The organism is Mesorhizobium sp. M0106, assembly GCF_040322715.1.
Classification (GTDB): domain Bacteria; phylum Pseudomonadota; class Alphaproteobacteria; order Rhizobiales; family Rhizobiaceae; genus Mesorhizobium.
The window spans coordinates 61,253-75,412 of record NZ_JAMYUA010000001.1; the positions used below are offsets into that span (position 1 = coordinate 61,253).

At 63.5% G+C, this 14,160-nt stretch carries 9 protein-coding genes; all 9 read right to left on the minus strand.

Features of this window, described 5'->3' with window-relative positions:
* The 9 genes from NKJ55_RS00280 to NKJ55_RS00320 all read right to left on the minus strand — a co-directional run bounded on the left by NKJ55_RS00280 (nucleotide 1) and on the right by NKJ55_RS00320 (nucleotide 14,033).
* Nucleotides 1–3,372 (minus strand): transglutaminase family protein, encoded by a 3,372-nt coding sequence (locus NKJ55_RS00280; protein ID WP_352448168.1) that lies wholly within the window; start codon nucleotides 3,370–3,372, stop codon nucleotides 1–3.
* A 446-nt stretch (nucleotides 3,373–3,818) separates the two neighbouring features.
* Complete coding sequence (locus tag NKJ55_RS00285) at nucleotides 3,819–5,024, minus strand: acyl-CoA dehydrogenase (protein ID WP_352448169.1); 1,206 nt, start codon at nucleotides 5,022–5,024, stop codon at nucleotides 3,819–3,821.
* Between the two features lie 242 nt (nucleotides 5,025–5,266).
* Nucleotides 5,267–7,579: a Tex family protein gene (locus tag NKJ55_RS00290; RefSeq protein WP_352448170.1), complete on the minus strand. Its 2,313-nt coding sequence runs from the start codon at nucleotides 7,577–7,579 to the stop codon at nucleotides 5,267–5,269.
* A 119-nt stretch (nucleotides 7,580–7,698) separates the two neighbouring features.
* Nucleotides 7,699–8,880, minus strand: coding sequence for a serine hydrolase domain-containing protein (locus tag NKJ55_RS00295; protein WP_352448171.1), 1,182 nt, complete (start codon nucleotides 8,878–8,880; stop codon nucleotides 7,699–7,701).
* Nucleotides 8,881–8,906: 26 nt separating this feature from the next.
* Nucleotides 8,907–9,983 (minus strand): serine hydrolase domain-containing protein, encoded by a 1,077-nt coding sequence (locus NKJ55_RS00300; protein ID WP_352448418.1) that lies wholly within the window; start codon nucleotides 9,981–9,983, stop codon nucleotides 8,907–8,909.
* Nucleotides 9,984–10,167: 184 nt separating this feature from the next.
* Entirely contained in the window at nucleotides 10,168–11,202 is a 1,035-nt protein-coding gene (locus NKJ55_RS00305; protein WP_352448172.1) for an ABC transporter substrate-binding protein, read from the minus strand.
* Nucleotides 11,203–11,225: 23 nt separating this feature from the next.
* Complete coding sequence (locus NKJ55_RS00310) at nucleotides 11,226–12,026, minus strand: ABC transporter permease (RefSeq protein WP_352448173.1); 801 nt, start codon at nucleotides 12,024–12,026, stop codon at nucleotides 11,226–11,228.
* Nucleotides 12,019–12,939 carry an ABC transporter permease gene (locus tag NKJ55_RS00315; RefSeq protein WP_352448174.1) on the minus strand — a complete coding sequence of 307 codons (921 nt, stop codon included), beginning with the start codon at nucleotides 12,937–12,939 and terminating at the stop codon, nucleotides 12,019–12,021. The genes NKJ55_RS00310 and NKJ55_RS00315 overlap by 8 nt, the downstream gene beginning before the upstream one ends.
* On the minus strand, nucleotides 12,939–14,033 hold the full coding sequence (locus NKJ55_RS00320; RefSeq protein ID WP_352448175.1) for an ABC transporter ATP-binding protein: 1,095 nt from the start codon (nucleotides 14,031–14,033) through the stop codon (nucleotides 12,939–12,941). The genes NKJ55_RS00315 and NKJ55_RS00320 overlap by 1 nt, the downstream gene beginning before the upstream one ends.
* Nucleotides 14,034–14,160: the final 127 nt, after the last annotated feature.

The following is a 14,160-nucleotide window of genomic DNA, read 5'->3' on the forward strand; positions in this document are numbered from 1 at the left end:
TCAGAGTCTTTGCGGCCGCCGAAGGTCAAGGGTCATCGGGAAATCTTCAGAGGCTTCTTCGTTGCGCAGCACATAGCTGGACGGCGTATGGCCACGCGGCTCGAAGCGGGCGAGCCGCCGCGCCTCCGCTTCGTTGCCATTGACCGGGAAGGTGTCATAGCTGCGCCCGCCGGGATGTGCCACATGGTAGACGCAGCCGCCGACTGCGCGGCCCGACCAGCGGTCATAGATGTCGAAGACCAGCGGGGTGTTGACCGGCAGCGCCGGATGCAGGCCCGACGCCGGCTGCCAGGCCTTGAAGCGCACGCCGGCCACCGCGATCTCGCGGTTGTCGGTCACCTTCATCGGCACGACGCGGCTGTTGCAGACGACGGCGTGACGCTCCGGGTTGAGCCCCTCGGTCTTCACCTGCAGCCTTTCGACGGAGGAATCGACAAAGCGTACGGTGCCGCCGATCGCGCCTTGCTCGCCCATCACGTGCCACGGCTCGAGCGCCTGCCTGAGCTCCAGCTTGACGCCGGCATGCTGGACCTCGCCGCAGAACGGGAAGCGGAATTCGAGCTGGGCGTCGAACCATTCCGGACGGAACGCAAAGCCGTTCAGCTTGAGGTCGTCCAGCACATCGAGAAAGTCAGCCCAGACATAATGCGGCAGCATGAAACGGTCGTGCAGCGAAGTGCCCCAGCGCACGAAGCGGCCGTCGAGCGGGTTCTTCCAGGCCCGGGCGATGATGGCGCGCACCAGCAATTGCTGCGCCAGGCTCATGCGCGCGTTGGGCGGCATCTCGAAGCCGCGGAATTCGACCAGCCCGAGCCGGCCGGTCGGCCCGTCCGGCGAAAACAATTTGTCGATGCAGATTTCCGATCTATGCGTATTGCCGGTCACGTCGGTCAGAAGGTTGCGGAACAGCCGGTCGACCAGCCACGGCAGGGGTGCCGCGCCCTTGTCCGGATGCGGCACCTGCGCCATCGCGATTTCGAGTTCGTAGAGCGTATCGTGGCGCGCCTCATCGAAGCGCGGCGCCTGGCTGGTGGGGCCGATGAACAGGCCGGAGAAAAGGTAGGACAGCGACGGATGCCGCTGCCATTGCAGCACCAGGCTCTTCAACAGGTCGGGGCGGCGCAGGAACGGACTGTCATTGGGCGTTGCGCCGCCGACGACGACGTGGTTGCCGCCGCCGGTGCCGGTATGGCGGCCGTCGATCATGAACTTGTCGGCGCCAAGCCGCGTCTGCCGCGCCTCCTCGTAGATCGCCGTGGTCGTCGCCACGCAGTCCTGCCAATTCGCGGCGGGGTGGATATTGACCTCGATGACGCCGGGATCGGGTGCAACACGGATGACATTGAGGCGCGGATCGTGCGGCGGGCCGTAGCCCTCGATATGCACAGGCAGTCCGATCGCCCTTGCCGCGTTCTCCGCCGCCGCGACCAGTTCGAGATAGTCCTCCAGCGCTTCAACCGGCGGCATGAAAACGCAAAGCCGTCCGTCGCGCGGCTCGACCGAAAGCGCCGTGCGCACGGCGCCGCCGATCTCGGTGATCTCCTGTTCGACACGGTCCTGCTGGCCGGTGGCGGCCGTGAAGGAAACGGCCTGCTGGCGTCGCGCCATTTCGTCGGCGCCTTCCAGTTCGGCCGCAGCCGGCGAAGAAACAGAACCGGGCAAGATCGCCTCGCGCGCCGGCAGCGGGCCGCGCGGCAGCGATGGATCGACCGGCACGATATAGGGAAACTGCGCCGGCGGCACGTAAGGCAGCGTGCCGAGCGGCAGGCGGTAGCCGACCGGCGAATCGCCGGGCACCAGGAACAGCCTGCCGCGCCGCGTCTTCCACTTCTCCGAGCGCCAGCGCGGTCCTGACGCCTGGCTGTTCCAGCGCTGGACAGGCAGCACATAGCCCGACGGCTTGGTCAGCCCGCGTTCGAACACCCGCGCCATGCGGCTGCGCTCCTCAGGGTCCTCCAGCTTCGAATTGGAAGGATCGACGTTGTCAGGCAGCTTGCCTTCCTTGAGCAGCCATTCGGCCGGATCCTCATAGGCTTCGCTGACCATCGTCTTGTCGATGCCGAGTTCGTCGGCAATCGCCGTCAGCAGGCTCTCGGCCTGCATCGGTCCGACATCCGCCTCGCTCTTTTCATGCGCGATCAGCGACGGGTCGCTCCACACCGGCTCGCCATCGGCGCGCCAGTAGAGCGAGAACGTCCAGCGCGGCAGGCTTTCGCCGGGGTACCATTTGCCCTGTCCGTAATGCAGGAAACCGCCCGGCGCGAAGCGTTCGCGCAGCCGGCGGATCAGGGCATCGGCCTTTTCCCGCTTGGTCGGCCCGACGGCGGCGGTGTTCCACTCTGCAGCCTCGAAATCGTCGATCGAGACGAAGGTCGGCTCGCCGCCCATGGTCAGCCGCACATCGCCGGCCTGGAGCGCAGCATCGACCTGGACCCCCAGCGCGTCCAGCGCCTGCCAACTCTCGTCGGAGAACGGCTTGGTAATGCGCGGATGCTCGGCGATGCGGTCTACCCGCATGTCGAAGCCGAATGCGACATTGGCGAAGCTCGCCATGCCGGAGATCGGCGCGGCATTGCGGAAATGCGGCGTTGCCGCGAGCGGCACATGGCTTTCGCCAGTGAGCAGGCCGGAGGTCGGGTCGAAGCCGATCCAGCCGGCGCCCGGCAGATACACCTCGCACCAGGCATGGAGGTCGGTGAAATCGGTCGCCGTGCCGGGCGGCCCGTCGAGCGCAACGAGGTCGGGTTTGAGCTGGATCAGGTAGCCGGAGACGAAACGCGCGGCGATGCCGAGGTTCCTCAGTATCTGCACCAGGAGCCAGCTGGAATCGCGGCACGATCCCTTGCCGGCGGCCAGCGTTTCCTCGGGCGAGAAGACGCCGGTTTCCATGCGCACGATATAGGCGATCTCGCGCTGCAGCCGCGCATTGAGGTCGACGACAAAATTGACGGTGTTGGTCGGGTGGCGCGCGAGGGTTTTCAGGAATGCCTCCAACAGCGGCCCCGCCGGTTCCGGCGTTCGGTAGATGGTCAGATCGTCCCGGATCTCTTCGGGGTATTCGAACGGAAACGTCTCGGCCGACGGTTCGACGAAGAAATCGAACGGATTGTAGACCGTCATGTCGGCAACGAGATCGACCTCGATCTTCAGTTCCATCACCGGTTCAGGGAAGACGAAGCGGGCCAGGAAATTGCCGTAGGGGTCCTGCTGCAAATTGACGAAGTGGTTTGCCGGCCCGACCTTCAGCGAATGGCTGAGCACTTTGGTGCGGGAATGCGGCGCAGGCTGCAACCTTATGACTTGCGGGCCTAATACGACCGGCCGGTCGTATTTGTAATGGGTCAGGTGATAGACGGCTGCCAGAATTGCCATGGTGCCCCTGAAGTCGGCGTTTCAAAAGGAGTTCGCTGAACCCTGACACGAATGCTGACCATTCTCCAAGCAGAGATGTTGCGCTGCACCTAAATCAAGCAGCTTGCATAGCTCACGAAACGGAGCGCCGACCCCGGGATTCCGCAGTGTGGCGGCAAAACGTTGCAACGCTGCAGAGCCGAAGTCCGGCGGGTCAGCACCGGGCGCTTCCCGCCGATATCGATGATCGGCAGCACAGGCGATGCTTCGTCGAAAAGAGCTGAAAAGAAAAACCCGCCTCGGCGGACGGGTCGTTGGAGCCAATTAGCACCATACCGAAATTAGTAGCATAGCTGCCGGCACAAAGCAAGAACAAAATGTGGCATCGTCGACGAAAATTGCCGATCTCCCGCTTTGCGAGCGGAGATACCAGGCACGGGCATCCTGGAAGCGGAGAACACCTGAACCTAAAAGAACGCCTGCAATCCGGTCTGCGCCCGTCCGAGGATCAGCGCATGCACGTCATGCGTGCCCTCATAGGTGTTGACGGTTTCCAGGTTCTGGGCGTGGCGCATGACGTGGTAACCGATCTGGATGCCATTGCCGCCATGCATGTCGCGGGCCTGGCGGGCGATGTCGAGCGCCTTGCCGCAATTGTTGCGCTTGACGAGCGAGATCATCTCCGGCGCCATCTTGCCTTCATCCATCAGCCGCCCGACGCGCAGGCTGCCCTGCAGGCCGAGCGCGATCTCGGTCTGCATGTCGGCGAGCTTCTTCTGGAAAAGCTGCGTGCCGGCCAGCGGCTTGCCGAACTGCTTACGGTCGAGGCCATACTGGCGGGCGCGGTGCCAGCAATCCTCAGCCGCGCCCATGGCGCCCCAGGAAATTCCGTAGCGCGCCCGGTTGAGGCAGCCAAACGGCCCTTTGAGACCCGAGACATTGGGCAGCAACGCGTCCTCGCCGACCTCGACGCCTTCCATCACCACTTCGCCGGTAATCGAGGCTCGCAGCGACAGCTTGCCGCCGATCTTCGGCGCCGATAGCCCGTTCATGCCCTTTTCCAGGACAAAGCCGCGAATCTGGTTGTCATGCGCGCCCCCACTTTCGTCGGACAACTTTGCCCAGACGACGAACACGTCTGCGATCGGCGCGTTGGAAATCCACATTTTCGAGCCGGAGATCCTGTAGCCGCTCGCGGTCTTCTCGGCCCGCGTCTTCATGCCGCCCGGGTCGGAACCGGCGTCAGGCTCGGTCAGGCCAAAGCAGCCGATCCATTCGCCCGACGCCAGCTTCGGCAGGTATTTCTTGCGCTGTTCTTCCGAGCCATAGGCATGGATCGGATACATTACCAGCGACGACTGCACGCTCATCATCGAGCGATAGCCCGAGTCGATCCGCTCCACTTCCCGCGCGACCAGCCCGTAGGTGATGTAGTTGGCGCCGAGCCCGCCATATTCTTCCGGGATGGTGATGCCGAGCAGACCGGCCTCGCCCATTTCGCGAAAGATCCCGGCGTCGGTCTTCTCCTCGAGATAGGCTTCCTCGATCTTCGGAGCGAGCTTGTCGGCGGCAAACGCGGCGGCGCCATCGCGCACCATGCGCTCGTCCTCCGAAAGCTGGTCCTCGATCAGGAAAGGATCATCCCAGACGAATGCGTTCTTGTCGGCGGCCATGGCTCTCGGTCTCCCAAACTCATGCATGTCGCCCAAAGCTTGCCCGCGGGCCTGACCCGAGGGTGTTCGGCAGCTTGGAGATAACGACATGCATCGAAACAGAAATCTTGAAACGCGCGGCTTATCGGCTCCCGTCCTGAAAAAATCAAACGAAATAGCTTCGCCGATCCATGAGCATTGGTGATGGATCATCAATGTCGAGCGCCGCCGTCTGACCTAGCGGCGCAGCCCGGCTCGCGAAATTACTTCCGCTTCAACGCATCGGCCAAAGCGGCGCCGAACGCGCCCTGCTGCACCGGCCGCTCCGGCTGGCGTTGGGGCGCGGGCGCGCGCGGCACCGGCCTGCTGCCATTGTCGCGCGGCTTCGGTGCGCCACCGTCGCCATCCTTGCGCATCGACAGACCGATGCGCTTGCGCTTGATATCGACGTCGACGACACGCACCTTGACCACGTCGCCGGCCTTGACCACCTCATGCGCGTCCTTGATGAACCGATCGGCCAGTTGCGAGACGTGCACCAGTCCGTCCTGGTGCACGCCGATATCGACGAAGGCGCCGAAGGCGGCGACATTGGTGACAGTGCCTTCAAGCTGCATGCCGGGCTTCAGATCCTTGATGTCGTCGATGCCGTCGGCGAAGGTCGCGGTCTTGAAGCCGGGGCGCGGATCGCGGCCGGGCTTTTCCAGCTCCGCCAGGATATCGCGCACCGTCGGGAGGCCGAAGCGCTCATCGACGAAGACGCGCGGATCGAGCGCCTTGAGTGCGGCGCTGTCGCCCATCAGCGAGCGAACGTCGCGCCCGCAGGCCGCGACGATCTTCTTGGCCACGCCATAGGCTTCCGGATGCACGGCGGAGGCATCGAGCGGCTCGCTGCCGTCGGGAATGCGCAGGAAGCCGGCGCATTGCTCGAACGCGCGGGGTCCAAGGCGGGAGACCTTCAACAGTTCGCGACGGCTGGCGAACGGGCCGGTCGCGTCCCGGTGCGCAACGATCGCCTCGGCCAGCGATGCGCCGAGACCCGAAACCCGCCCCAGAAGCGGCGCTGAGGCCGTGTTGAGATCGACGCCGACGGCATTGACCGCATCCTCGACCACGGCTTCCAGCGAGCGGCCGAGGCGGTACTGATCGACGTCGTGCTGGTACTGGCCGACGCCGATCGACTTGGGCTCGATCTTGACCAGTTCGGCGAGCGGATCCTGCAGGCGCCGCGCGATGGACACCGCCCCGCGCAGCGACACGTCGAGGCCGGGAAATTCCGCCGCCGCCGTTGCCGAGGCGGAATAGACTGAGGCGCCGGCCTCGCTGACGATCACCTTGAGCGGCTTCGGCCCGGACCCGGCAGGCATGTCAGCCAGCATGTCGGCCACCAGCCTTTCGGTCTCGCGGCTGCCGGTGCCGTTGCCGATCGAGATCAGCTCGACCTTGTGCAGCCGGATGAACTTGGCCAGTTCGGCCTGCGCGCCGCGGACATCGTTCTTCGGCGGGAACGGATATACCGTTGTCGTCGCCAGTAGCTTGCCGGTGCCGTCCACCACCGCCACCTTGACGCCGGTGCGAATGCCCGGATCGAGCCCCATCGTCGGCCGCGAGCCGGCAGGCGCGGCAAGCAGCAAATCCTTGAGATTGCGGGCGAAGACATGGATGGCTTCTTCTTCGGCCCGCTCGCGCAGATCGCGCATCAGATCGAGCGTCAGGTGCAGCGACAGCTTTATGCGCCAAGTCCAGCCGGCGACCTCCATCAGCCAGCGGTCTCCCGGCAACTGGCGGCCGATGGCGTAGGCGTCGGCGATCATCCGTTCGACCGGCTTCACCGGCGAGGCGTCATCGGCATCGACTTCGATGTCGAGCGACAGAACCTCCTCGTTGCGGCCGCGCAACATGGCCAGCGCGCGATGGCTCGGTACGTTGGCCCAGCGCTCGACATGGTCGAAATAGTCGGAAAATTTCGCGCCGGCCTCCTGCTTGCCGTCGACGACGCGCGACCGCAGAAAGGCGCGTTCCTTCATGTAGGTCCGCAATCTGCCGACCAGATCGGCATTCTCGGCGAACTGTTCGGACAGGATGTCGCGCGCACCCTCGAGCGCCGCCTTGGCGTCGGCCACGTCTTCGCTGATGTAGGCCAGCGCCAGCTCGGCGGGTACAGCCGTACGGTCGGCGAGAATAGCTTCCGCCAGAGGCCCGAGCCCGCGCTCGCGTGCGATCTCGGCCTTGGTCCGGCGCTTCGGCTTGTAAGGCAGATAGATGTCTTCGAGTTCGGCCTTGGTGCCGGCCGCAGCGATCTTTGCCTCGAGCTCCTCGGTCAGCTTGCCCTGCTCGCGGATCGAACCAAGGATGGTATCGCGGCGCGCGTCGAGTTCGCGCAGATAGGCGAGCCGCTCGGCGAGGTCGCGCAGCTGCGTGTCGTCGAGGCCGCCGGTGACCTCTTTGCGGTAGCGCGCCACGAACGGCACGGTCGCGCCGTCGTCGAGCAAGCCGATCGCCGCCGCAGCCTGTTCGGGCCGCGCGCCGATTTCGGCGGCTATGATGGTTGCGATGCGTTTGATGTCGGATGCCATGTCGTACCTGTCGCTAGTCGAAACGAGCAGCGACCATAAGCGCAGAGCACTGCTGCGCCAACCGCGCCATTTTCAACCCGGCGAGAGGTCCACAGGAAAGGTCGGGCTGTCTGGATGGATCAGACCATCCGGCTCAGCGCCTCGAAGAAAGAAATCATATCCAGATCGAGCGGATCGTCGACCGGTACCGGCTGCGACGACATCTTTGCGATCACAATTTCGGCCTTTGGATTGACGTAAAGCCACTGGCCGTGGATGCCGATGCCGCAGAAGGCGCCGCTTGCCGCGCCCGTCTGGTACCATTTGTTGCGATAGCGGCCACGCGGAAACAGGAACGCCATCGTGCCGCGCCGCCAGGCCTCGGCGTCACCGCCAGTTTCGGTCGTGTCGCGCACCCAGGCTTCCGGCACGACGCGGCGGCCATCGGCTGCGCCGCCTTGCCGCATCATCTCGCCGACGCGCGCGAGGTCGCGCGGTGTCACCGAAATACCGCCGGCGGTGCGCGCCGCACCTTCCATGTCGACTGTCACCGAGGCGTCGCTGACGGCGCCGAGCGGCGCCCATAATTTGTCGTGCATCAGATCGGCGAAGCGCCGGCCAGACGCACGTTCGAGCAGGATGCCGAGCAGGTCGGAATTGGGCGAACGGTAGCGGAACGTCCGGCCATGCGGCTCGGCCAGACCCTGCAGCGTCATGAGGAAAGTGGCCAGGCTCTCGGTGCCCCCGCCCGGATTCCACAGCATGGCGCGGCGATAGCGGGCGAAGGCACTTTCCGGATCGAGATAGGCCTCTTCGAAATCGAGGCTGACACTCATGTCGAGCACGTGCCGCGCACGCGCATCGCCATAGGCCGAGCCGGCGGCTTCGGGCAGATAGAGGCTTACCGGTGCCTGCGGATCGAAAATCCCCTCGCCTTCCAATATGCCGGCAACAATGGCGGTCAGCGACTTGCTGATCGAAAAGACGATGTGGCGCGCCCCAAACTCCATATGCGGCGCGAACCAGTCGCCGACGAATTTGCCGCGTTTCATGATCGTCAGCGCGTCGGTATCGGAGCGCCTGAGAAAAGCCGCGACCGTCTCCGCGCCGCCTGCAAGAGCGACCTTTTCGCCAAGTAGCCCGCCGAAATCCTGCGCCGGCGCCTCGCTGCTGCCCGGCTGTGCCGCCACGGCAGCGCTCGGCACCAGCTCGCCGACATTCTGGAACGACCACCGGCTGAACGGGCTTTCGCGCCAGTTGCCGAGCAGCACTTGCTTGCGGGCAAAGCCGTATCTGGTTTCGAACGCGGTCTTGCCGGTCATGGTGGTCCTGCGGATTTCTTTGAGGTTCAGGCGAGCGCCGCGGCAATGGCATGCACGGCCTTCAGCGTCGCCACCGAATAGCCGATGTTGGTGAAATCCGGATAGCTCGAAAGCTTTACCACGACCATTTTCGTATCCCAGTCGATATAGATCAGCTGCCCGAACACGCCCCGGCACATCAGCGCTCGCGAGCGCGGGTCCTCGATCCAGAACTGGTTGCGGTAGCTGCCTTCCGGCAGGCTGGGACTGAAATCCGGTCCATGCCTGCCATTGCGCGTCGCCTCGATCCAGTCGGCCGGCACGATGCCGCCTCCATTGTCGAGGATCAGCTGGCCGAAGCGGCCATAATCGCGCAGCGTGGCGTTGAAGCCGCCGTCGGCGACCGCATAACCGGCGCTGTCGACAGTGAAGCAGGCGCTTTCATCCGCGCCGAGCTTTTGCCAGAGCTCTTCCGAAATCAGCTGCGCCAGCCTTTTGCCGCTCACCCGCTCCATGATGAAGGCAAGCACGTCGGTCTCGATCGAGCGGTATTCGAAGGCAGCGCCGTGCGGCCGGCTCTTTTCCTTGAGCCCGAGGATCAGTTCGAACATATGCGATGGCCAGCGGAAGGCCGGATCGCTGCCCGGGAGCACCGGCTTCCAGCCGGTGGCGACATCGACCTGGCCGATGTCCGAATAGGGATCGGTGTATTCCTCGGAAAAGCTCACCCCGCTCGTCATGTCGAGCACATGCTGCACGCTGGCGCCTGCCCAGCCGGTCGCTTCCAGCTCCGGCAGATAGACCGTCGCCGACAAGGCCGGATCGATCAGTCCGCGCCCGACCAATATGCCGAACACCGAGCCCGTGACCGACTTCGCCATTGACTGCGACAAATGCAGCGTGCGCTCGGTCATGCCGTTGAAGTAGCGCTCATAGGCGACCTTGCCGTCTTTGAGCACGAGGAACCCGTCGGTATAGGTCTCGTCGAGCAGCCCGGCGAGCGTCGTCGGCTGCCCCATGCTGTCGCTCACCGGCAGCGCGTCGAGATCGACCTCGGCGCGCTCGAAGCGATGCCGATGGCCATTGCCGCGCCAGACTTCGACGGTCGGCAGAAATTCGCGGATGTGCTGGAACGCCCAACGATTCCATGGCGGCCGGTCTCAGTCGAGCTTCGGCGGCACCATCCGCGGCGGCGAACCCTGCATGATCGGCGGCGCCGGTTCGCTGTTGCGATAGGAAATCATAGGCAGTCCGATCACCGGGAAAAGGCCCGGCGGCAATTGCCGCCGGGTTTCGTCCGGATGTGGATTACTTCTGCAGTTCGGTCCAGATCTTGCTGTAGATGGCCTGCACTTCCTCGGAACACAATTTTTGCAGCTCGCCATGCGCCTTGACGTCTTCCGGGATGATGACTTCCGGCGCATCCTTCATATCGGCCGGCATGTACTTGTCGGAACCGGCAATGCCGTTGGCGTAGCGGTGGAAGGCGGATAGGCCGGCGGCATTTTCCGGATCCATGATGAAGTTCTGGAACAGCTTGGCGTTCTCGACATTCTTGGCGTCCTTCAGGACCATGACATTGTCGCTCCAGAGGCCAAAACCTTCCTTGGGATAGAAATAGTGGATCTTAGGGTTCGCCAGCCGCTGGCGAAAGGCCGAGCCGTTCCAGTCGCTGGTCGCCTTGAAATCGCCGGCGCCCATTTTCTCGATGGTATTGTATTCCATCGCGATCCAGTTCGGCTTGGCAGCAACCAGAGTGTCACGCACCTTCTTCAGCGTTTCCTTATCGCTGGCGCATTGCGCGGCGCCGACATATTTGGTCGCCGCGAACATGACGTCGTTCATTTCCGGCACGACGTTGACCTTGCCCTTCAGTTCGTCGGGTGTGTTGAAGATAATGCCCCAACTGTCCGACGGCCGCTTGTAGACATCGGTGTTCACCACGATGCCCACCGTGCCCCAAGCCCATGGCACGGAATATTTGCGGCCCGGATCGAAATCGGGATTGGCCCATTCCGGCGCCACGTTCTTGAAATTCTCCATCTTGCCGGGATCGGTCTCCTGAACGAGGCCTTCCTTGATCCAGATCGGCACGAAGGTTTGCGAAGGCACCGCGATGTCGAAGCCGGTGCCGCCCTGGCGAACCTTGGCCAGCGCCGTATCGTTCGAATCGTAATCGGTGATGGTCACCTTGACGTTGTATTTCTGCTCGAACTTCTTGATCACGTCGGGGCTGGTGTAGTTGCCCCAATTGTAGATGTTGAGTTCACCGTCGGCGCGAGCAAGGCTCGTCGAGGCGAGCAGCGCCAGCCCGATGGCGGTCGCCGATGTCTTCCAGTTCATGGTTTTAGCTCCCATTTTCATGTCTAGTCCCGTTTCCTGCTGATGAAGAAAAACAACGTCACGATGGCGACCGACAAGAGCAGGAACACGGTCGATATCGCGTTGATCTCCGGCGTTATCCCTCGACGTATCTGGCCAAGCATGTAGGTCGGCAGCGTGTCCTGGCCGCCCGATTTCACGAACTCGGTGATGACGACATCGTCGAGCGAGATAACGAAGGCCAGCATCAGTCCGGCCAGAATGCCGGGCCAAAGCAGCGGCAAGGTGATGCGGCGGAACGTCTTCCACGGCGTCGCATAGAGATCGGCGGCGGCCCGTTCCAGCGTCAGGTCCATGTTCTCCAGCCGCGCCCGGATCGGCAGGTAGGCGAACGGAATGCAAAAGGCCGTATGTGCCGCGATCAGGTAGCCGAGCCCGGAATAGCCGGTGAAGATCTTGATGCGCGAGAAAAAGATCAGCAGCGCCACGCCGGTGACGATCTCCGGCACCATCAGAGGCTGGTTGATGGCGGCATATTTGAAGGTCAGGCCGGGATAGGGCGGCGTGCGCGTGGTGGCGAGCGCCGCCATGGTGGCGAAGACGGTGGCCAGGATCGCCGCGATGGCGCCGATCTGAAAGGAGCGCAAGGTGGCGTCGATGACTTGCGTGTTCTGCCACGCCGACTGGAACCATTTGAGCGAGATGCCGCCCCATTCTGACGTCGAGGTCGCGGCGTTGAAGGCATAGACGACCAGCACGACGATGGGCAGATAGAGCACGACAAAGCAGGTCGCGGCGATCGCGGTGAATCCCGGCTGATGCTTGATTGCGAAGCTGCTAGCCATGACGCATCTCCGACCGGCCGGTGTTACGAACATAGGCGAGCAGCGCCACCATGACGATGATCATGACGGCGATGGACAGGGCCGAGCCGAGCGGCCAGTTGCGGCCTTGCCCGAACTGCAGCTCGATCAGGTTGGAGAGCATCATGTTCTTGCCGCCGCCCAATAGGCTCGGTGTGACGTAGGCGCCGAGCGCCGGAATGAACACCAGGATGGAGCCGGCGATGACGCCCGGCTTGACCAGCGGGAAAATGATACGCCTGAGCACCTGGAAGCGTGTCGCATAAAGATCGTAGCCGGCTTCGACCAGCCGGAAATCGAGTTTTTCCATGCTGGCGTAGATCGGCAGCACCATCAGCGGCAGATAGACATAGGCCATGCCGATCAGGATCGCCGTATCGGTGAACAATATCTGGATCGGCGCCGAGATGATGCCGAGCTTGAGCAGCACCGTGTTGATCAACCCCTCGTTGCGGATGATCTGCAGCACCGCGAAGGTGCGGATCAGCAAGTTGGTCCAGAACGGTATGGTGATCAGGAACAGCCAGAGATCGCGCGTCTTCTCGCTGCGCGTCGCCATGAAATAGGCAGTAGGAAAACCAAGCGCCAAAGTGGCGATCGTGGTGACGATGGCAAGCTTGATCGAGCGCCAGAAGATAGTGACATGGGCAGCGGCGAACGAAAGCGTGTCGTCGAAGATGTCGCGTTCCATGAACACCGATGTCCAGGCCTCGGGCGAGAATTGCCACTTCACGTCGCCATAGGGGCCGGGCGTCAGGAACGAATAGACCAGCACGATCAGCAACGGCCCGGTCGCTGCCAGGAAGATGATCAGCAGGGCCGGCGCCGACAGCAGCCAGCGGTCGCGGATGTCGCGCCGCTCGGCCGCCTTGGCGACTTCTTCCGCGCTCGCCATCAATCCCTCAGCACTTGCGCGGCGTCGTTGCCGATCGAGACGCCGACCTTGTCGCCTCGCTCGAAACCGCAGCCTGCGCTGCGCGTGTTCTGCTGGCGCACGGTGAAGGCTTCGCCGCTGTCCAGTTGGACATGAATATGCGTGTCGGTGCCGAAATAGACGATGTTTTCGATGGTTCCGGAAAGATCGCCCTTGCCGCCGGTCAGCTTGGCGTGTTCCGGCCTGACCACCAGCGTCGCATTCGCCTTCGGCTGGAAGCCGTCAGCCACGGTCGCGTCGATCGTTGCGCCGGATTTGAGGGTCGCGCGCGCCTTGCCGTTGCCGATGCCGGTGATGGCCGCGGTCAGGAAATTGGTTTCGCCGATGAAGTCGGCGACGAAGCGCTCGGCCGGCTTGTCATAGATGTCCCAGGGCGTGCCGACCTGCAGGATCTTGCCGGCCGACATCACGGCGATGCGGTCCGACATGGTCAGCGCTTCTTCCTGGTCGTGGGTGACGAAGATGAAGGTGATGCCGGTCTGGTGCTGCAGCCGTTTCAGTTCGATCTGCATCTCCTTGCGCAGCTTGTAGTCGAGCGCCGACAATGGCTCGTCGAGCAACAGCACTTTTGGCTGCGGCGCCAGCGCGCGGGCCAGTGCGACGCGCTGCTGCTGGCCGCCGGAGATCTGGCTGGTGCGGCGGGCACTCAGCGCCTCCATCTTGACCAGCTTCAGCATCTCGGCGACGCGCGCCTTGATTTCGGCTTTCGGCTTGCCCAGCATCTCCAGCCCAAAGCCGATATTCTCGGCCACGGTCATGTGCGGGAACAGCGCATAGGACTGGAAGACGGTGTTGACCGGCCGCTTGAACGGCGGCAGCGGCGCGATGTCGTGGCCGTGCAGCAGGATTTCGCCTTCGCTGGGGAAGTCAAAGCCGGCGATCAGCCGCAGCAGCGTCGTCTTTCCGCAACCCGACGGCCCCAGCAGCGTGAAGAACTCGTTCTCGCGGATCGACACCGAAACCGTGTCGAGAGCGGCGACTTGTGCGTCCCCGGTACCGAACACCTTGCGGACGCTGCGGACCTCGATTGCACTCTTACCCGGTTGATCCGGCACGCATTACCCCATTTTCATGTCCGCTCTTAAAGGCGGATCCAGTTCCCATTCGATTGTCAGCATATGCCGGTCGGCTTGGCAACCATGCATCTGGGCCTCGGTTCAGAACGCAAGCTCCGTGCCATGG

Coding starts and splice junctions, on each gene's coding strand:
- NKJ55_RS00285 (WP_352448169.1), bottom strand. CDS start 5,024: ATGGCCGCCGACAAGAACGCATTCGTCTGGGATGATCCTTTCCTGATC.
- NKJ55_RS00280 (WP_352448168.1), bottom strand. CDS start 3,372: ATGGCAATTCTGGCAGCCGTCTATCACCTGACCCATTACAAATACGAC.
- NKJ55_RS00290 (WP_352448170.1), bottom strand. CDS start 7,579: ATGGCATCCGACATCAAACGCATCGCAACCATCATAGCCGCCGAAATC.
- NKJ55_RS00310 (WP_352448173.1), bottom strand. CDS start 12,026: ATGGCTAGCAGCTTCGCAATCAAGCATCAGCCGGGATTCACCGCGATC.
- NKJ55_RS00295 (WP_352448171.1), bottom strand. CDS start 8,880: ATGACCGGCAAGACCGCGTTCGAAACCAGATACGGCTTTGCCCGCAAG.
- NKJ55_RS00305 (WP_352448172.1), bottom strand. CDS start 11,202: ATGAACTGGAAGACATCGGCGACCGCCATCGGGCTGGCGCTGCTCGCC.
- NKJ55_RS00315 (WP_352448174.1), bottom strand. CDS start 12,939: ATGGCGAGCGCGGAAGAAGTCGCCAAGGCGGCCGAGCGGCGCGACATC.